This window comes from Tepidiphilus baoligensis, assembly GCF_012911495.1.
Lineage (GTDB): Bacteria > Pseudomonadota > Gammaproteobacteria > Burkholderiales > Rhodocyclaceae > Tepidiphilus > Tepidiphilus olei.
Window position 1 is genome coordinate 243,388 of record NZ_JAAAUB010000001.1, and the last position, 18,361, is coordinate 261,748.

The window sequence follows — 18,361 nt, forward strand, 5'->3', positions numbered from 1 at the left end:
CATGGAACGGATCACGCTCGCGCTCTCCAAAGGGCGCATCTTCACCGAGACGCTGCCGCTGCTCGCGGCCGCCGGCATCGTGCCTCAGGACGATCCCGAAACCTCGCGCCGGCTCATCCTCGAGACCAACCGCCCCGAAGTGCGGCTGCTGATCGTGCGCGCCACCGACGTGCCCACCTACGTCCAGTACGGGGCGGCGGACCTGGGCATCGCCGGACGGGACGTGCTGCTCGAACACGGCGGGCAGGGGCTGTATCAGCCGCTCGACCTGCGCATCGCCCGCTGCCGGCTGTGCGTGGCCGTGCCCGAGGGGTTCGACTATGCCGCGGCGGTGCGGCTCGGCAGCCGCATCCGCGTGGCGACCAAGTACCTCAAGACCGCCAAGGCGCATTTCGCCGCCAAGGGGGTGCACGTCGATCTCATCAAGCTCTACGGCTCGATGGAACTCGCGCCCTTGGTCGGGCTGGCCGACGCCATCGTCGATCTCGTTTCTTCGGGCAACACGCTGCGGGCCAATCGCCTGGTCGAGGTCGAGGAAATCATGCCCATTTCCAGTCGTCTGATCGTCAACCAGGCCGCCTTGAAACTGAAGCACGCCTTGGTACAACCGGTCATCGACACCTTCGCGGAGACGCTCCATGACCAGCCAGATGCCTGATTCGTCCGCCGCGCGCATCCGCCGGCTGGACGTGCGCGATCCCGAATTCTTCGCCCGGCTCGATGCGCTGCTCGCCTTCGAGGCGCAGACGGACGAGGCCGTCTGCCGCGCCGTCGACGAGATCCTGCGCGCGGTGCGCACCACGGGCGATGCTGCGGTACTCGAATATACCCGCCGTTTCGATGGTTTGGCGGCCACGCACATGGCCGAGCTGGAACTACCGAAGTCGGCGCTCGCCGAGGCCTTTGCCGCGCTGCCCGCCGAGCAGAAAGACGCCCTGGTGCGTGCCGCCGAGCGCATCGAAACCTTTCACGAGCGGCAAAAGCTCGAAGGCTGGGTGATCGAGGAAGCGGACGGCACGCGCCTGGGGCAGAAAGTGACGCCGCTCGATCGCGTCGGGCTCTACGTCCCCGGCGGGCGCGCTTCTTATCCGAGCTCGGTGCTGATGAATGCCATCCCGGCCAAAGTGGCCGGCGTGGGCGAGCTCATCATGACCGTGCCCACGCCGCGCGGCGAGAAGAATCCCCTGGTGCTCGCCGCGGCGCACCTCACCGGGGTCGATCGCGTCTTCACCATCGGCGGGGCGCAGGCGGTCGGGGCGCTCGCCTATGGAACGCAGACGATTCCTCAAGTCGACAAGATCGTCGGCCCCGGCAACGCCTACGTGGCCGAGGCCAAGCGGCGCGTCTTCGGCGTGGTGGGCATCGACATGGTGGCGGGGCCCTCCGAAGTCCTGATCCTGTCGGACGGTTCGGGCGATCCCGCCTGGGTGGCGATGGATCTCTTTGCCCAGGCGGAGCACGACGAACTTGCCCAGGCGATCCTGGTGAGCACGCAGGCGGATTTTCTCGAGGCGGTGGCCGAGGCCATTGAGCGGCTGCTGCCGACGATGCCGCGCCGCGAAGTGATCGCCGCCTCGCTCGCCCACCGCGGGGCGCTCATCCGGGTGGATGATCTGGAGCAGGCGGTGGCGATCGCCAACCGCATCGCGCCCGAGCACCTCGAACTCGCCCTCGAAGATCCGGAACCCTGGGCCGACAAGATGCGCCATGCCGGGGCAATCTTCCTCGGTCATTGGTCGGTAGAGGCGATCGGCGACTACTGCGCCGGGCCCAACCACGTGCTGCCGACGATGCGCAGCGCCCGCTTCTCGTCGCCGCTGGGCGTCTACGATTTCCAAAAGCGCACGAGCCTGGTCGCCGTGTCGCGCGCCGGCGCGCAAAAGCTCGCGCCCATTGCCGCTACGCTTGCCCGCGGCGAAGGGCTCACGGCGCACGCGCGTTCGGCGGAGTACCGGATCCTGCGCTAACCCCCCAGAATCTCGACGAGCACCTCGAGCAGCCGGGCGCACTGTTCGCGCGTGCCCACGGTGATGCGCAGAAAATCGGCGATGCGCGGCTGGTCGAAGCGGCGCACGAGCACCTTGCGCTCGCGCAAGGATCGCGCGAGTTCTGCGCCGCTGCGCTCACGATGCCGGGCAAAGACGAAGTTCGCTTGCGAGGGGAGTACTTCGAACCCCAGGGCTTCGAGCCCGCGGGCGAGCGAGGCGCGGGTGGCGATCACGTCCAGTCGCATGGCCTCGAAGTGCGCTTCGTCCTGCAGCGACGCGAGCGCCCCGACCTGCGCGAGCCGATCGAGAGGGTAGGAATTGAAACTGTCTTTGACGCGGCGCAATGCCTCGATGAGCGGCGCCTGGCCGATGGCATAGCCCACCCTCAGCCCGGCGAGCGCCCGGCTCTTGGAGAAGGTCTGCACCACCAGGAGGTTGGAGTAGCGCTTGACAAGCGGGATGGCGCTCTGCGCCCCGAAATCGACGTAGGCTTCGTCGACCAGGACCACGCATTGGGGGTTCCCGGCCACGATGCGTTCGACTTCGTCGAGCTCCAGCGCGATGCCGGTGGGGGCGTTCGGGTTGGCGAAGATGATGCCGCCTGCCGTGCGCTCTCCTCGAGGCAGGAAGGCGGGGATTGGCAGGCGGAAGTCGTCGGTCAGCGGCACCGTTTCGTGGGGCAGGCCGTAGAGCGTGCAATAGACGGGATAGAAACTGTAGGTGATGTCGGGGAACCAGATCGAACTGGCATGACCCAGGAGCGCCTGGAAGGCAAAAGCGAGCACCTCGTCGGAGCCGTTGCCGACGAAGACCTGGTCGATCTCCACGCCGTGGCGTTGCGCGAGCTCGTGGCGTAGCGCCGTCGCTTCGGGGTCGGGATAGAGGCGCAGCCGCTCGTCGAGTTCGGCCTGGATGGCGGCGAGCACCCGTGGCGAGGGGCCGTGCGGATGCTCGTTGGTGTTCAGCTTGATGAGATCGGGGATTCGGGGCTGTTCGCCCGGAACGTAGGGGGTGAGCCGCTTGACGGTAGGGCTCCAGTAACGATCGTCCATGCGCCGTTTTCTCGGGATCAGGGTGGCTACGCTCGACACGCCCAATGGTATCATGCACACGTTGCCACCTTCCCTTTTTTTGGTTCTTCCATGACCGAATCTCCTGTGCGCCGTGCCGCCGTCGTCGAGCGCGACACCCTCGAGACCCGCGTGCGCGTGGCGCTCGATCTCGATGGCAGCGGTCGCGCTGAACTCGCCACCGGCGTGCCGTTTCTCGACCACATGCTCGAGCAGGTGGCCCGGCACGGGCTCATCGACCTCGAAATCCGCGCCGAGGGCGACACGCACATCGACGACCATCATACGGTCGAAGACGTCGGCATCACGTTTGGTCAGGCGTTTGCCAAGGCCTTGGGCGACAAGCGCGGCCTTTCCCGCTACGGTCACGCCTACGTGCCGCTCGACGAGGCGCTGTCGCGCGCGGTGGTCGATCTCTCCGGCCGCCCCGGGCTCGTCTTTTGCTGTGAATTCACCCGTGCGCGCATCGGCGCCTTCGACGTCGATCTCGTGCGCGAATTCTTCCAGGGGTTCGTCAATCACGCGGCGGTGACGCTGCATCTCGACGGTCTGCGCGGCGTCAATGCCCACCACCAGTGCGAGACGCTCTTCAAGGCCTTCGGTCGGGCGCTGCGCATGGCCTGCGCGCGCGATCCACGCCTGGAGGGACGGATGCCCTCGACCAAAGGGGTGCTGTGAGCCGGCCATGAACATCGCGGTGATCGATTACGGCATGGGGAATCTGCGCTCGGTGCAGAAGGCGTTGCAGACCGTCGCGCCCGACGTCGACGTGTATTTGGCGCGCACACCGCGCGAGGTGCGCGAGGCCGATCGCGTCGTCTTCCCCGGCCAGGGGGCGATGCCCGATTGCATGGGGGCGCTGCAGCGCCAGGAGATGCACGAAGCGGTGCGGCTGGCGGCGCGCGAGCGGCCGTTTCTCGGCATTTGCGTGGGATTGCAGATGCTCTTCGAGCGATCCGAAGAAGGGGGTGCCGCCGGGCTCGGCCTTTTTGCCGGCGAGGTGGTGCGTTTCCCGCGCGACGGCGCGTTCGCTCCCGGGCAAGCGCATCTCAAGGTGCCCCACATGGGCTGGAACCGGGTCGAGAACGTGCGCGAACACCCCGTCTTGTCGATCCAGGGAAGCGGCGAGCGCTATTATTTCGTGCACAGCTACTACGTCGCGCCGCGTGACGAGTCGCTCGTGCTCGCCCGCACCGATTACGGCGTCGTGTTTACGTCGGCGGTGGCGCGCGACAACCTCGTGGCCGTGCAATTCCACCCCGAGAAGAGCGGGCGGGCAGGGCTGGCGCTACTCGAGCGCTTCGTGCGCTGGGCTCCATGAGCGCGGCGCAGAGGAGGGGGTGCGGTTCGCCGCACCGGGTGACAACGACGGCGGCCGAGACCGCCCAACGGGACCTGTGACATCATGCTGTTGATTCCCGCCATCGATCTGAAAAACGGCCAATGCGTCCGCTTGCGCCAGGGGCGCATGGAAGAGGCCACGGTGTTCTCCGAAGATCCGGCCGCCATGGCGCGCCATTGGCTCGACCAGGGGGCGCGGCGGCTGCACCTCGTCGACCTCGACGGGGCCTTCGCCGGCAAGCCGAAGAACCTCGCGGCGATCGAGGCCATCCTGGAAGAAATCGACGGCGAGGTGCCGGTGCAGCTCGGCGGCGGCATCCGCGATCTCGATACGATCGATCGTTACGTGGAACTGGGCATCGAATACGTCATCATCGGCACGGCGGCGGTCAAACACCCCGGGTTCCTGCAGGACGCCTGCGTCGCCTTCCCCGGCCACGTCATGGTGGGGCTGGACGCCAAGGACGGCAAGGTGGCGATCGACGGTTGGTCGCGTTCGAGCGGCCACGACGTCGTCGAGCTCGCGCGCAAGTTCGAGGACTACGGCGTGGAGGCCATCGTCTATACCGACATCGGCCGCGACGGGATGCTCTCCGGGGTGAACGTCGAGGCGACGGCGCGGCTCGCGCGCGCGCTGCGTGCCACGCCGGTGATCGCCAGCGGCGGCATCGCCTCGCTCACCGACATCGAGGCGCTGTGCGCCATCGAGGAAGACGGCGTGATCGGAGCGATCACCGGGCGCGCCATCTACGAAGGCACGCTGGACTTCAAAGCGGCGCAGGCGCTCGCCGACGAACTCGCGGCGCGGCGCAGCGCGCAGAGGACGGCCTGATGCTTGCCAAGCGCGTCATCCCTTGTCTGGACGTCCATGCCGGTCGCGTGGTCAAGGGGGTCAATTTCGTGTCGTTGCGCGATGCGGGCGACCCGGTGGAGATCGCCCGGCGTTACGATGCCGAGGGGGCCGACGAGCTCACTTTTCTCGACATCACGGCCTCCAGCGAAGAGCGGGCCATTTTGCTCGACGTCGTCGCGCGGGTGGCCGAGTGCGTCTTCATTCCTTTGACGGTGGGCGGGGGGGTGCGCCGCCTCGAGGACGTGCGCGCGCTGCTGCTCGCCGGGGCCGACAAGGTGAGCATCAACACGGCGGCTGTGCAGCGACCCGAGCTCATCGCCGAGGCGGCCGATCGTGTCGGCTCGCAGGCCATCGTCGTGGCCATCGACGCCAAGCGCGTCGCGCCCGAGCGCTGGTCGGTCTTCACCCATGGGGGGCGCGTCGACACGGGGCTCGACGCCATCGAATGGGCGCAAAAGGTCTGCGCGCTCGGTGCGGGTGAGATCCTGCTCACCAGCATGGATCGCGACGGCACCAAGCAGGGATTCGACCTCGAGCTCACCCGTGCGGTATCCGACGCCGTGCCGGTGCCGGTGATCGCGAGCGGCGGCGTGGGTACGCTGCAGCATCTGGTCGAGGGCGTCACGCAGGGGCACGCCGATGCGGTGCTCGCCGCCTCCATCTTTCATTTCGGCGAATACAGCATCCGCCAGGCGAAGGAGGCGATGCAGGCGGCCGGCGTGGAGGTGCGGCTGTGAGCGAAGACCTGTTCGAGCAGATCCGCTGGGATGCTTCCGGCCTCGTACCGGCGATCGCGCAGGACGCGAGCACGGGCGAGGTGCTCATGCTCGCCTGGATGAACCGCGAGGCGCTGGCCGAGACGATCGCACGCGGTCAGGCCGTCTACTGGTCACGCTCGCGCGGCCGGCTATGGGCCAAAGGCGAGACGTCCGGGCACGTGCAAAAATTGGTCGAGCTGCGGCTCGACTGCGATGGCGACGCGCTGCTGCTGCGCGTCGAACAAAAGGGCGGCATTGCCTGTCACACCGGACGGCGGAGTTGCTTTTACCGCGTCTGGCGTGACGGAGCTTGGAAAGTCGTCGAAGCGGTGGTGAAGGATCCGAAGGAGATATACTCATGATCGACTTGGAAGTGCTACGCCGCGTCAGCCAGACGCTCGCCGAACGCAAGGCGGCCGATCCCGACCAGTCCTATGTCTCCAGCCTGTACCAAAAGGGCACGGAGGCCATCCTCAAGAAAGTGGCCGAAGAGTCCGCCGAAGTGATCATGGCGGCCAAAGACGGCGATCGGCTGCATCTGGTGTGGGAAGTCACCGACCTGTGGTTCCATACCATGGTGCTGCTCGCGCACTTCGGCCTGTCGGTCGAGGACATAGCCGCCGAATTCCGCCGTCGGGAGGGCGTCTCGGGTATCGACGAGAAACGCGCGCGCCTGGCCACGGCGGCGGAGGCCGAATCGGTGGTGATTGCCAAAGGAGGGAAAGCATGACGACGCAAGCCGATCCGAACTGCGTGTTCTGCAAGATCGTCGCGGGCGAGATCCCGGCGAAGAAAGTCTATGAAGACGACGAGGTGCTGGCGTTCCACGACATCCGTCCGGTAGCACCGGTCCATCTGCTGGTGATCCCAAAGCACCACATTCCTTCGACCAAAGAGCTCACCGACGACGACGCCGGCTGGATGGGGCGCCTGATGGTGGCCGCCACCAAGGTGGCGCTCGCGGCCGGTTGTGCCGACGGTTGGCGCACCATCATCAACACCGGGCGCATCGGCCGCCAGGAAGTGATGCACCTGCACGTGCATCTGCTCGGCGGGGGAAACGAGCCTCTGCCCATCATGCTCAAGCGCTGAACCGGCAAGCGCATTCAGGAGGAAAATGATCATGGGTTCATTCAGTATCTGGCACTGGCTCATCGTGCTCTTGGTCGTGGTGCTCATCTTCGGTACGAAGAAGCTGCGCAACATCGGGCAGGATCTCGGAGGCGCCGTACGTGGATTCAAGGAAGGGATGAAGAGCGCAGAGGAAGATGAGAACGCCGCTGCTACCTCACCCAAGGCCGTGAGCGACCAGACGACGATCGAAGGCACGGTGCGGGAAAAGAGCGACGCGTCGCAGCCTCGGGCGTGAGCCGACCATCGGGCGCTTCGAACCGACCTGATTCGCGCTGGCATGCCGATGTGTTTTGGAGCGCAGATGCTCCTGGATGTCGCGCATCCCCGAGCACTGCGCCGCTGCATGGCGGCATTGCACGGTTCCCGGCGACGCGCCGGTCTAGGAGATAGGGCTCCCGCTCCGGGCGCCTTGCCCTGAAGGCGTGTGCGCCGGTTATTCATCATCCGACTGAGAGGTAGGGGTGTTCGACATCGGTTTCTCCGAGATGATTCTGCTCGCCGTGGTGGCGCTCATCGTCCTGGGCCCTGAGCGTCTCCCCAAAGCCGCGCGCACGGCGGGAGAACTCATCGGACGGTTGCAACGTTACGTCTCCGGCGTCAAGGCGGACATCGAGCGCGAGTTGCAGCTCGAGGAGTTGAAAAAACTCCAGTCTCAGATCGAAGCCCAGGCGCGTGAGCTGCAAGAGACGATGCGGCGGCAGGCCGAGGACGTCCAGGCGCCCCTGCGCCAGAGTCTCGAGGAGGCGCGTCAGGCGCTTGCCGTCGAGGATGGTGCCTCGTTTTCCCGTTCTGCACCGGGGCAGCGTCCGTCTGCCGAAGCGAATGAGCCGGTTGCGGGGCAGGATGCGACTACTTCGTCCGCCGAGGTGTCTGCCTCTTCGGTGTCGACGGCCGACATGGGCGCTTTGCCCGAGGAGGAGAAGCGCGAGCCTCTGGTTTCCTTCCCCGGGGCGGGCTCGGTGTCGTCGAGCACGGAGCCCGTTCCTTCGGCATCTATGCCACAGGGCATCGGGAAGGCATCGTCATGAGCGAATCGACGCCCACGGAAGACAGCTTCCTGTCGCATTTGATCGAGCTGCGTAGCCGTTTGATTCGCGCGGCCCTCGCGGTGTTGCTCGTCTTTCTTTGTCTCGTGCCCTGGGCGAGTTTCTGGTATGACCTTCTCGCCCAGCCCATGCTGGACGCTTTGCCGGCGGGTTCGACCATGATCGCCACCGGCGTCGTCACGCCGTTTTTCGTGCCGATCAAGGTGACCATTCTTCTCGCCTTTTTCGTCGCCTTGCCTTATGTGCTCTACCAGGCATGGGCTTTCGTCGCCCCAGGGCTGTATGCGCACGAAAAGCGTCTCATAGCCCCCTTGGTGATCGCTTCCACCGTGCTCTTTCTGCTCGGCGTGGCGTTCTGCTACTTCTTCGTCTTTCGTGGCGTGTTTCGCTTCATCGCTGAGTTCGCGCCGGCGAGCGTCCAGGTGGCGCCGGACATCGAGCAGTATCTCGGCTTCGTGATGACGATGTTCGTCGCTTTCGGCGTGACGTTCGAAGTTCCCGTCGCGGTGATCCTGCTCGCCAAGGCGGGCGTGGTCGACGCCACCAAGCTCCGGGAGGCACGTCCTTATGTGATCGTCGGCGCGTTCGTCATCGCGGCGATCGTCACCCCGCCCGACGTCATCTCCCAGTTCATGCTGGCGGTGCCGATGATCTTGCTCTATGAGCTCGGTATCTTGTTCGTGCGCTGGGGCAAGCCGCGCAAGCGCGCGACAGAGGAGAGCTTGCCCTTGCCCCGCGAAGAGACCTCGCCGCAACGGACGCAGGACTGATCACGACCCCTGGTGTGGCCGTTCTCCCGTGACGAGGCGCACTTCGATCGTCCGTCGTTCGCGTTCGATCCACAGCGTGATTTCCTTGCCAGGGGGGGTCGCCGCGACCATGTCGAGCACCTCGCGTACCGTGCGAGTCGGTTTGCCATCGATGGCAAGAATGACGTCACCGGGTTTGAGGCTGGCCGCGGCGGCCGGGGAATCGGGCAAGACCGCGGCCACTAGCGCGCCTTCGCGGGTGATGATCCCCATCGCGTCGGCCAGGGTGTTCTCGAGCGGTTGCAGCTGCACCCCGACCCAGCCGCGGCGCACGTAACCGCGGGTGCTCAGTTCTGCGACCACTGGCTGAACGATCTGCACGGGAATGGCGAACCCGATTCCCAATGACCCGCCGGTGCGCGAAAAAATGGCGGTGTTGATGCCCAGTAGGCGCCCTTGCGTGTCCACGAGCGCGCCCCCCGAGTTGCCGGGATTGATCGCCGCATCGGTTTGGATGAAATTCTCGAACGTGGACAAGCCAAGGTCGTTGCGCCCCAGTGCCGAAATGATGCCCATCGTCACCGTTTGCCCCACGCCAAAGGGGTGTCCTACCGCGAGCACCACGTCGCCCACGTCGAAACTATCTGGCGGAGCGAAAGGAAGGGCAGGGAAGGGGCCGGAATCCTCGAGCCGCAGGATGGCGAGGTCGCTCTCCTGGTCGCGTCCGGCGACGCGTGCCGGAACACTGCGCCCGTCACCGAAGCGCGCCAGGAAACGCTCGTGTCCTTGTACGACGTGGGCGTTGGTTACGAGCACTCCGTCGTCGGTGACGATGACTGCCGAGCCCATGGCTTCGGGCAAGCGCATCGAGTCTTCGTCGGGTAGCGGAACCTCGGGGTGGCCTTCGGGTAGCTGCAAGGGTCGCGGTGTTTCGCCGTTTTCCGCCTGATTCGGCTCCATGGGCTGAAGTGAAACGACGGCGGAGGCGCCCCGGGCGGCAGCGAAGCGGTAATCTTTGGCCGCTGGCGCCGGGATGGTGGGGGCGTCGCGCTCGACGATGAGCGGGGCACCGGTGTCGAACCACCAGTGCGGCTTGAGGTGCGCCACGACGAAGCCGGCCAGTGCGACGACGGTGACGGTTTGCGCGAAAATCTGCCATAGTTTCTTCATCGGTTCCTCGAGGAGCGGCGAGCATGCGATTGACGGATTTGGTAGAGGCCCTGGACGCTCTCTTGCAACCCGCATCGTTTCGCGATTATTGCCCAAACGGGCTGCAAGTGGAAGGACGGTCGGAAGTGGGGCGCGTGCTCTGCGGCGTGACGGCCAACCTCGAACTCATCGAATACGCGATCGCGGGCGGCTACGACGCGATCCTGGTGCATCATGGCTTCTTCTGGCGTGGCGAGGACCCTACGCTTACCGCCTGGCGTCGTCGGCGCCTGCGGCCGCTGCTCGTGCACGAGGTGAGCCTCATCGCCTACCATTTGCCGCTCGATGCCCATCCCGAAGTCGGCAACAATGCCGTTTGGGCACGGGCGATGGGCTGGCGGGCCGAGGGGCGCTGCGGCGGGGAAGATCTCGTCTGGCTCGGTCGGCCCGAGGGGGAGACGACGCTCGCCGCGCTCGCCGAGCGGCTGAACGCCGTGCTCGATCGCACACCGCTGGTGCTGGGGGAGCCGCAACGGCGCATCGAGCGGCTCGCCTGGTGTAGCGGCGCGGCGCAGGGTGAATTCGCCGCGGCGATCGGCGAGGGGGTGGACGTCTATGTCACTGGCGAGATCTCCGAGCCCTGCGTGCATCTGGCGCGCGATGCGGGGGTGGCCTTCATCGCCGCGGGGCACCATGCCACCGAGCGTTTCGGCGTGCAGGCGCTGGGGCGCTGGCTAGCGCAGGAGCACGGGCTCGAGGTCGACTATCACGACGTTCCCAGCCCGGTGTGAGGTCGAACTGGCGCACGTTATGCGTTAATATGTTCTTTTTCGTCCGTCCCATCCTTTGAACGATCATGGAATCATCCTCCACTGCCTCTTCACGACGGCGCATTCACCGCAGAACCATCGACATCGAAGGTTATCTGCGCGACGATGGCCTGCTCGAACTCGAAGCCACGCTCACGGACGTGAAAACGCTCGACTATCCCCTTGCCTCGGGTCTGCGCAAGGCGGGTGAACCGATCCATCAGATGCACGTTCGCATCACGGTGGATGACGAATTCACGATCGTCGACGCCCAGGCCGAGAGTCCTTGGGTACCTTATCCTGGCACCTGCGAAGCCATCGCTCCTGCGTATCGTCGCTTGATCGGGCTCAACCTGCTGCGAGGGTTTCGCCGCGACGTCGGGGCGCTGTTTGCCGGTATCAAAGGTTGCACCCACCTCACGGAGCTCCTCTATGCCTTGCCCACCGCGGCGATCCAGACCTGGGCCACTTTCAAGAAGCGCGAAGATGAAGGGGATAGAAAACCCTTTCAACTTGATGGGTGCCACGCCCTCGATACGACCTCTTCCCCTGCCGTTGCCGCTTACTACCCTCGATGGTATCGACCGAGGAGGCAGGCGCAGCCTTGCTGCGAAGAAAACGGGTGAAAGGAGGTCGGGGGATTGCCGTTATAATTACATCCACCAGGCTATGGTTTTTTGCTGAGAAGGCGCTGGCGGTAGGACGGCTGCGGTTTCTTTCGGCCGTACCATCGACCGTTGCGTCATGAACGACCAAGCATTGCCCCCTGGGGCGTCGCATAAACAAGCGAAGGGTGACCATGAAAATCCATGAATATCAAGCCAAGGAAGTCCTGAGAAAATTCGGCATCCGTACGCCCAAGGGCGGGCCGGCGTTTTCGGTAGAAGAAGCAATGAAGGTGGCCGAGTCGCTCGGCGGCCCCGTGTGGGTGGTGAAAGCCCAGATCCACGCCGGCGGGCGCGGCAAGGGCGGCGGCGTCAAACTCGCGCGTTCGCTCGATGAAGTGCGTCAACACGCCTCGGCCATCCTCGGCATGCGGTTGGTCACGCACCAGACCGGACCCGAAGGCCAGATCGTCAAGCGCCTGCTCATCGAAGAAGGCGCCGACATCAAACACGAATACTACGTCTCGGTCCTCACCGACCGGGCCACGCAGAAAGTCGCCGTGCTCGCCTCCAGCGAGGGCGGCATGGAAATCGAGGAAGTCGCGGCGAAGACCCCGGAAAAAATCCTCAAGACCTTCATCGATCCCATCGTCGGTTTCCCCGATGAAGAGGCCGAGCGGCTCGCGCGCGGCATCGGCATCCCCGATGCGTCCGTGCCGGCGGCCGTCGATACCTTGAAGAAGCTCTACACCTGCTACATGGAGACGGATGCATCGCTTGCCGAGATCAATCCGCTCATCCTCGAGGGCGACGGCGGCATCAAGGCGCTGGATGCGAAGTTCAATTTCGACGACAACGCGCTCTTCCGTCACCCCGAGATCGTGGCCTACCGCGACCTCGACGAAGAAGACCCCGACGAGGTGGAAGCCTCCAAGTATGGGCTCTCCTACATCGCGCTCGATGGCAACATCGGCTGTCTGGTCAATGGCGCGGGACTGGCCATGGCCACGATGGACACGATCAAGCTCTTCGGCGGCGAACCGGCCAACTTCCTCGACGTGGGCGGCGGCGCCACGACCGAAAAAGTCACCGCGGCCTTCAAGATCATGCTGCGCAATCCCAAGGTGAAAGGGATTCTGGTCAATATCTTCGGCGGCATCATGCGCTGCGACACCATCGCCAACGGCGTGGTGGCCGCCGCGCGCGAAGTGCAATTGAACGTGCCGCTCGTGGTGCGCATGAAGGGCACGAACGAGGACATCGGCAAGAAGATCCTCGCCGAATCCGGCCTGCCCATCATCTCCGCCGAAACGATGGCCGACGCGGCGCAGAAGATCGTCGCCGCCGTCTCTGCCGCTCATTGACCGAACCCGCCGTCGAGGAATCCACCCATGTCGATCCTGATCAACAAAGATACGAAAGTCATCACCCAGGGTATCACCGGCAAGACCGCTCAGTTCCATACCGAGAAATGCCTCGAGTACGCCAACGGCCGCAACTGTTTCGTGGCGGGCGTCAATCCCAAGAAGGCCGGCGAGAAGATTTTCGACATTCCCATCTTCGCCTCGGTGAAAGAGGCGAAAGAGGCCACCGGCGCCACCGTCTCGGTCATCTACGTGCCGCCGGCCGGCGCGGCCGATGCCATCTGGGAAGCGGTCGAGGCCGACCTCGATCTCGTCATCTGCATCACCGAGGGCATCCCGGTGCGCGACATGCTCATCGTGCGCAACAAGATGAAGCACAAGGTCGCCGCCGGTGGCAAGGAAACCCTCCTGCTGGGGCCCAACTGTCCCGGCATCATCACGCCGGACGAACTCAAGATCGGCATCATGCCCGGTCACATCCACAAGAAAGGGCGCGTCGGCGTGGTTTCGCGCTCCGGTACGCTCACCTATGAAGCAGTGGCGCAGCTCACCGAGCTGGGCCTGGGGCAGTCGAGCGCGGTGGGTATCGGCGGCGACCCGATCAACGGGCTCAAGCACCTCGACGTGATGAAGATGTTCAACGACGACCCCGACACCGATGCGGTCATCATGATCGGCGAGATCGGCGGTACCGACGAGGTCGACGCGGCCATGTGGTGCAAGGAGCACTTCAAAAAGCCCGTCGTGGGCTTTATCGCCGGGGTCACGGCGCCTCCGGGCAAACGCATGGGACACGCCGGTGCCATCATTTCCACGGGCGCCGAGACGGCCGAAGCCAAGCTCGAGATCATGGAATCGTGCGGCTTCAAAGTCACGCGCAACCCGTCCGAGATGGGTAAGCTATTGAAGAGCCTGCTCTGATCCCATTCCTTACGCCGAGGAGGCAATCGTGGCCTTGTATCTCACGGAAGAAGAAGTCGCCGGGCTGCTCGACATGCCTTCGGTGCTCGCCGCCGTCGAGGCGGTGATGGCGGCGCATGCCCGTGGCGAGGTGGTGGATTACCCGCGCCAGCGGGTGCGTCTTCCCACCTCGATCACGCACATGCTGCAAGGCGCCGTGCCCGACAAGCGGCTCACCGGATTCAAAGTCTATACCTCCTCGGGGGGACGGGCGCGCTTCTGGGTGCACGTCTTCGATAGCGATACGGGCGAGCCCGTCGCCGTGCTGGAAGCCGATACGCTGGGCATGATGCGTACCGGCGCCGCCGGCGGCGTGGCGGCGAAGTACCTCGCCCGGCCCGACGCAAAAATCGCCGCCATCGTCGGCGCCGGCTGGCAGGCCCAGGGACAGGCCCTGGCGCTCGCCGAAACGCTGCCGATCGAAACCTTTCGCGTCGCTGCACGTACCCCCGAGCACGTGCGTGCCTTCTGCGAGACCATGGCTCGACGCACGGGGCGGCAGTTCGTGCCGGCCGAGTCGGTCGAGGCAGCGGTGCGGGGCGCCGACGTCGTCGTCACCGTCACCACCTCGCCGAAACCGGTGCTCGATGCAGACTGGCTCAGCGAAGGCGTTCACCTCAACGCAGCCGGTTCGAACAGCCTCGCGCGCCAGGAGCTGCCGGAGAAGGCCGTGCTGCGCGCCGACCTCATCTGCGTCGATAGCCGCGAGGTGGCCTTGCGCGAAGCGGGGGATCTCTTACCGGCGCTGGAAAAAGGCCGCACCCGCCCGGGCCTGTGGGCGGAACTGGGTGAGGTGATCGCCGGCATGCGCCCCGGGCGCGCGCACGAGCGTCAAATCACGCTCTTCGAATCGCAGGGCATGGCGATACAGGATCTGGCCGTGGCCGCGCTCGTGCTCGAGCGTGCGCGTGAGCGCGGGCTCGGTCACCCTCTTCCGTACTGAGGCGGCATACCATGAATCGGTTTGCTGCCAACCGGGACGTGCTCTCCGGTACGGGTCATCTACGGGTGATCCATCACGGCAGCGAACTCGTGCGCGTCGATCTTCCCAACCGGGAGTTCTTCATCGGCCGTAAAGCCGACAACGATATCCGCATAGATAGCCTGGCGGTGAGCGGACGGCATGCTCGCATACGACCTCTGGGAGATGCGATTCTCGTCGAAGACCTCGGAAGTCGCAATGGCACCTGGGTCGACGGCCAAAGGATCCAGCAATACCGCCTCAAACCGGGAGAGGTTTTCCGTATCGCCCATTACCGCTTCCTCTACGGGGCTTCGCCGCTCGAACGAACCCTGCCTTGGCCGTTCGTGCCCCAGAGTGCGCCCTTGCGTCGGGGGCTCGTTCCTCAGCTCCGCCTAGAGTCGAGCGAAGGACAGAACAACCGAACGCTTCCCTTGGTTCGGGAAATCACTCGTCTAGGGAAACCCGGCCATACCGTGATCGCGCTCATCGATCAAGGCTGGCGGGTACTCCTACGCCATGAGAGCGGTCAGCCCCCCAGGGTCAACGGCAGCATTCCCACGACCTCCCTCGTGCCTTTGCGCGATCGGGATCGGGTCATCATCGATTCTCTCGAATTCGTTTTTCTCTACGGACCTCCTCCTGCTCGATGAAGCCGTCTTCCCCTTTCCTGATTGCCCCCAGTCTCTTGTCGGCGGACTTCGCTCGCCTGGGTGAAGAGGTGCGCGACGTGATCGCCGCCGGGGCCGATTGGATCCACTTCGACGTGATGGACAATCATTACGTCCCCAATCTCACGATGGGGCCGATGGTGTGCCGCGCGATCAAACCCTACGCCTCGGTGCCGATCGACGTCCACCTCATGGTGAAACCGGTCGACGCGCTCGTGCCGCAGTTCGCCGAAGCCGGGGCGGATCTCATCTCGTTTCATCCCGAGGCATCCGAGCACGTCGATCGCACGCTCGAGCTCATTCGCTCCTGTGGCTGCCGCGCGGGGCTCGTGTTCAATCCGGCCACCCCGCTCGTCTGGCTCGAACATGTGCTCGACCGGCTCGATTTCGTCCTTCTCATGAGCGTCAACCCCGGTTTCGGCGGGCAGCGTTTCATTGTGCATACCTTGAAAAAAATCGTCGCTGCGCGTAAGATGCTAGATCGTTATGCCGAGGAGAGCGGTCGTCGTCTGCTCTTGGAAGTCGACGGCGGCGTGAACCTCGACAACATCGCCGAAGTGGCAGCGGCGGGAGCAGATGTCTTCGTCGCCGGTTCGGCGGTGTTCGGTGCTGCTCGGGCCGACGACCCGCATCGTTACGATTCTATCATCGCCGGGATGAGGAGTCGGTTGCAAACCGTGGAAAGGAAAAAAGGATGAGTGCCAAGCCGATCGCGGCGGAAGCCTTGCTGTTCGACCTGGATGGAACCCTGGTCGATACCTTGCCCGACCTCGCCGAGGCCGCGGCGCGCACCTCGAGCGACCTCGGTCTGCCGATGTCCTCGCTGCTGGAGATTCGCCGTTGGGTTGGTGATGGCATCGCCGAGCTGGTCCGCCGTTTCATGGCGGCCAACGGACGCACCGACCCGGCAGAGGTGGCCGCGGCCCTGGAACGTTTCAAGGCGCACTATGCCGAGGTCAACGGGATGGCGAGCCGCCCCTACGAGGGGGTACCGGAGACGCTCGCCGAGCTCTCCTGCCGCGGCCTGGTGATGGGCTGCGTGACCAACAAGGACTGGAAATTCACCCTGCCGCTGCTCGAAGCGCTCGACCTCGCGCCGTTTTTCGACGTCGTCGTCGCCGGCGATACCCTGCCGGTGAAGAAGCCCGACCCGGCCATGGTGCTGCATGCTTGCGAACACCTCAACCGTCCGAGCGAGCGGGCCCTGCTCGTCGGCGATTCGGCTATCGACGCCCAGGCAGGGCAGGGGGCGGGGGTGGCGGTGGCGCTCGTCACCTATGGCTACGGCGACCCGGAATCTTTACGCCGTCTGCCGGCTTCAGTCTTTCTCGATCGCTTCCCCGAGCTGCTAAACTACTTGGCTTGAGTCCTTCCAGGGCGAAGCCATGCAGGAATCCGAATTCGACGCCCTCGCGGCGCAGGGCTACAACCGCATCCCGGTCACGCTCACCACTTTTTGCGACCTCGACACGCCGCTCTCCCTGTATCTCAAGCTCGCCGACGGGCCGTGGAGCTACCTGCTCGAATCGGTGCAAGGCGGCGAGCGTTTCGGGCGCTACTCCATGATCGGGCTCTCCAGCCCCGTGCGCCTCGAAGTCTATGGCCGCAGCGCCTTGCTGCTGCACGGCAACCGGCTCGTGGAGCGGCGCGATTACGGCGATCCGCTCACCTTCATCGGTGAGTATCTCGACCGCATCAAGGTGCCGCCGCGCGCCGGGCTGCCGCGTTTCCTCGGCGGGCTCGTGGGTTACTTCGGCTACGACACGGTGCGCTACATCGAACCGCGGCTCGCCGGCATCGAGAAGCCCGACCCGATCGGTACGCCCGACATCCTGCTGCTCGTCTCCGAAGAGCTCGCCATCGTCGACAACCTCACCGGCAAGCTCACGCTGGTGGTCTATGCCGAGCCCGAGGTGCCGGGCGCCTATCGCCGCGCCAAGAAACGCCTGCAGGAACTGCTCGAGCGGCTGCGCACGCCGGTGCGTATCCCCGTTTCGCGTCCGTTCCCACCCGGCGAGCCGGTATCGGCCTTCGGCGAGGAAGCCTTCAAGGCCTCGGTGGAGCGCGTCAAGCGCTACATCGTCGACGGCGACGTCATGCAGGTGGTGTTGTCGCAGCGCATGAGCAAGCCGTTCCATGCCGATCCGCTCACGCTCTACCGCGCCATCCGCTCGCTCAACCCTTCGCCCTATCTCTTCTATTTCGATTTCGAGGAGTTCCACGTCGTGGGGGCTTCGCCCGAGATCCTCGTGCGGCTCGAAGACGAGGGAACGGCGCGCAAAGTGATCGTGCGACCCATCGCCGGGACGCGCCCGCGCGGCGCCACTTCTGCCGAAGATCAGGCGCTCGAGCGCGAGCTCCTCGCCGATGAGAAAGAGCGCGCCGAACACGTGCAATTGCTCGATCTGGGACGCAACGACGTGGGGCGCGTGGCGAGAATCGGTTCGGTGAAAGTGACCGAATCCTTCGCCATCGAGCGCTATTCCCACGTGATGCACATCGTCTCGCAGGTCGAGGGGGAACTCGGAGAGCAGGAGACGCCCTTGTCGGTGCTGCGCGCTACCTTTCCCGCCGGGACGGTGAGCGGCGCACCCAAGGTGCGGGCCATGGAGATCATCGACGAGCTCGAGCCGGTGAAGCGCGGCATCTATGCCGGAGCGGTGGGCTACATCGGGTTTCACGGCGAGATGGATCTGGCGATCGCCATTCGTACCGCCGTCATCAAGGACGAGACCATCCACGTGCAGGCGGGCGCGGGCATCGTCGCCGATTCCAATCCCGAGGCCGAATGGCAGGAGACGCGCAACAAGGCGCGCGCGATGCTCAAGGCCGCCGAGATGGCCGAGGCCGGCCTCGACGAACCACTGGCGTAATGAAAAACGGCCCCGTGGGGCCGTTCTGTG

General features: G+C 65.1%; 23 protein-coding genes. 21 read left to right on the plus strand and 2 right to left on the minus strand.

Going from position 1 to position 18,361, the window contains the following annotated elements; all coding sequences use genetic code 11:
* The first annotated feature begins 1 nt into the window (after nt 1).
* Both hisG and hisD read left to right on the plus strand, forming a co-directional pair.
* On the plus strand, nt 2–658 hold the full coding sequence (hisG, locus tag GV368_RS01215; RefSeq protein ID WP_142804900.1) for an ATP phosphoribosyltransferase: 657 nt from the start codon (nt 2–4) through the stop codon (nt 656–658).
* Nucleotides 639–1,967, plus strand: coding sequence for a histidinol dehydrogenase (gene hisD, locus GV368_RS01220; RefSeq protein ID WP_206673187.1), 1,329 nt, complete (start codon nt 639–641; stop codon nt 1,965–1,967). Before hisG ends, hisD begins: the two co-directional genes overlap by 20 nt.
* On the opposite strand, the gene hisC is transcribed toward hisD, so the two are convergent.
* Nucleotides 1,964–3,040 (minus strand): histidinol-phosphate transaminase, encoded by a 1,077-nt coding sequence (gene hisC, locus GV368_RS01225; RefSeq protein WP_169114755.1) that lies wholly within the window; start codon nt 3,038–3,040, stop codon nt 1,964–1,966. The two genes, hisD and hisC, sit on opposite strands and share 4 nt — an antisense overlap.
* A 90-nt stretch (nt 3,041–3,130) precedes the next feature.
* On the opposite strand from hisC, the gene hisB reads away from it, so the two are divergent.
* From hisB to tatC, 10 genes are all read left to right on the plus strand, one after another.
* Complete coding sequence (hisB, locus tag GV368_RS01230) at nt 3,131–3,736, plus strand: imidazoleglycerol-phosphate dehydratase HisB (RefSeq protein ID WP_169114757.1); 606 nt, start codon at nt 3,131–3,133, stop codon at nt 3,734–3,736.
* A 7-nt stretch (nt 3,737–3,743) separates the two neighbouring features.
* Complete coding sequence (hisH, locus tag GV368_RS01235) at nt 3,744–4,379, plus strand: imidazole glycerol phosphate synthase subunit HisH (RefSeq protein ID WP_206673188.1); 636 nt, start codon at nt 3,744–3,746, stop codon at nt 4,377–4,379.
* Between the two features lie 84 nt (nt 4,380–4,463).
* The gene (hisA, locus tag GV368_RS01240; protein WP_142804907.1) at nt 4,464–5,231 is read left to right on the plus strand and encodes a 1-(5-phosphoribosyl)-5-[(5-phosphoribosylamino)methylideneamino]imidazole-4-carboxamide isomerase; all 768 of its coding nucleotides are present in this window, start codon (nt 4,464–4,466) and stop codon (nt 5,229–5,231) included.
* Nucleotides 5,231–5,989 carry an imidazole glycerol phosphate synthase subunit HisF gene (hisF, locus tag GV368_RS01245; RefSeq protein ID WP_142804908.1) on the plus strand — a complete coding sequence of 253 codons (759 nt, stop codon included), beginning with the start codon at nt 5,231–5,233 and terminating at the stop codon, nt 5,987–5,989. Before hisA ends, hisF begins: the two co-directional genes overlap by 1 nt.
* Nucleotides 5,986–6,372: a phosphoribosyl-AMP cyclohydrolase gene (hisI, locus tag GV368_RS01250; RefSeq protein WP_169114761.1), complete on the plus strand. Its 387-nt coding sequence runs from the start codon at nt 5,986–5,988 to the stop codon at nt 6,370–6,372. The genes hisF and hisI overlap by 4 nt, the downstream gene beginning before the upstream one ends.
* On the plus strand, nt 6,369–6,740 hold the full coding sequence (locus GV368_RS01255) for a phosphoribosyl-ATP diphosphatase (RefSeq protein ID WP_142804910.1): 372 nt from the start codon (nt 6,369–6,371) through the stop codon (nt 6,738–6,740). The genes hisI and GV368_RS01255 overlap by 4 nt, the downstream gene beginning before the upstream one ends.
* Nucleotides 6,737–7,102 (plus strand): histidine triad nucleotide-binding protein, encoded by a 366-nt coding sequence (locus GV368_RS01260; RefSeq protein ID WP_142804911.1) that lies wholly within the window; start codon nt 6,737–6,739, stop codon nt 7,100–7,102. The genes GV368_RS01255 and GV368_RS01260 overlap by 4 nt, the downstream gene beginning before the upstream one ends.
* A 31-nt stretch (nt 7,103–7,133) precedes the next feature.
* Nucleotides 7,134–7,379: a Sec-independent protein translocase subunit TatA gene (tatA, locus tag GV368_RS01265; protein WP_169114763.1), complete on the plus strand. Its 246-nt coding sequence runs from the start codon at nt 7,134–7,136 to the stop codon at nt 7,377–7,379.
* Between the two features lie 226 nt (nt 7,380–7,605).
* On the plus strand, nt 7,606–8,172 hold the full coding sequence (gene tatB / locus GV368_RS01270) for a Sec-independent protein translocase protein TatB (protein ID WP_169114765.1): 567 nt from the start codon (nt 7,606–7,608) through the stop codon (nt 8,170–8,172).
* On the plus strand, nt 8,169–8,960 hold the full coding sequence (gene tatC, locus GV368_RS01275; protein WP_169114767.1) for a twin-arginine translocase subunit TatC: 792 nt from the start codon (nt 8,169–8,171) through the stop codon (nt 8,958–8,960). Before tatB ends, tatC begins: the two co-directional genes overlap by 4 nt.
* Here the strand turns inward: tatC and GV368_RS01280 are convergent, their stop codons facing one another.
* Nucleotides 8,961–10,109 carry a S1C family serine protease gene (locus tag GV368_RS01280; RefSeq protein WP_169114769.1) on the minus strand — a complete coding sequence of 383 codons (1,149 nt, stop codon included), beginning with the start codon at nt 10,107–10,109 and terminating at the stop codon, nt 8,961–8,963.
* Between the two features lie 23 nt (nt 10,110–10,132).
* Between GV368_RS01280 and GV368_RS01285 the strand changes: the two genes are divergently transcribed.
* The 9 genes from GV368_RS01285 to trpE all read left to right on the plus strand — a co-directional run bounded on the left by GV368_RS01285 (nt 10,133) and on the right by trpE (nt 18,331).
* Nucleotides 10,133–10,879, plus strand: a complete 747-nt coding sequence (locus GV368_RS01285; RefSeq protein WP_169114778.1) for a Nif3-like dinuclear metal center hexameric protein — start codon at nt 10,133–10,135, stop codon at nt 10,877–10,879.
* Between the two features lie 65 nt (nt 10,880–10,944).
* A complete protein-coding gene (locus tag GV368_RS01290) occupies nt 10,945–11,523 on the plus strand; it encodes a DUF2889 domain-containing protein (protein ID WP_142804917.1) in 579 nt (192 codons plus the stop codon).
* 173 nt (nt 11,524–11,696) lie between these two features.
* Nucleotides 11,697–12,866 (plus strand): ADP-forming succinate--CoA ligase subunit beta, encoded by a 1,170-nt coding sequence (gene sucC / locus GV368_RS01295; RefSeq protein WP_169114780.1) that lies wholly within the window; start codon nt 11,697–11,699, stop codon nt 12,864–12,866.
* Nucleotides 12,867–12,893: 27 nt separating this feature from the next.
* Nucleotides 12,894–13,787, plus strand: coding sequence for a succinate--CoA ligase subunit alpha (sucD, locus tag GV368_RS01300; protein ID WP_169114782.1), 894 nt, complete (start codon nt 12,894–12,896; stop codon nt 13,785–13,787).
* A 28-nt stretch (nt 13,788–13,815) separates the two neighbouring features.
* A complete protein-coding gene (locus GV368_RS01305) occupies nt 13,816–14,769 on the plus strand; it encodes an ornithine cyclodeaminase family protein (protein WP_169114784.1) in 954 nt (317 codons plus the stop codon).
* An 11-nt stretch (nt 14,770–14,780) separates the two neighbouring features.
* The gene (locus GV368_RS01310; RefSeq protein ID WP_142804921.1) at nt 14,781–15,440 is read left to right on the plus strand and encodes an FHA domain-containing protein; all 660 of its coding nucleotides are present in this window, start codon (nt 14,781–14,783) and stop codon (nt 15,438–15,440) included.
* The gene (gene rpe / locus GV368_RS01315) at nt 15,437–16,156 is read left to right on the plus strand and encodes a ribulose-phosphate 3-epimerase (RefSeq protein ID WP_142804922.1); all 720 of its coding nucleotides are present in this window, start codon (nt 15,437–15,439) and stop codon (nt 16,154–16,156) included. The genes GV368_RS01310 and rpe overlap by 4 nt, the downstream gene beginning before the upstream one ends.
* On the plus strand, nt 16,153–16,824 hold the full coding sequence (gph, locus tag GV368_RS01320) for a phosphoglycolate phosphatase (protein WP_169114793.1): 672 nt from the start codon (nt 16,153–16,155) through the stop codon (nt 16,822–16,824). Before rpe ends, gph begins: the two co-directional genes overlap by 4 nt.
* Before the next feature lie 19 nt (nt 16,825–16,843).
* Nucleotides 16,844–18,331, plus strand: coding sequence for an anthranilate synthase component I (gene trpE / locus GV368_RS01325; RefSeq protein ID WP_169114795.1), 1,488 nt, complete (start codon nt 16,844–16,846; stop codon nt 18,329–18,331).
* Nucleotides 18,332–18,361 lie beyond the last annotated feature (30 nt).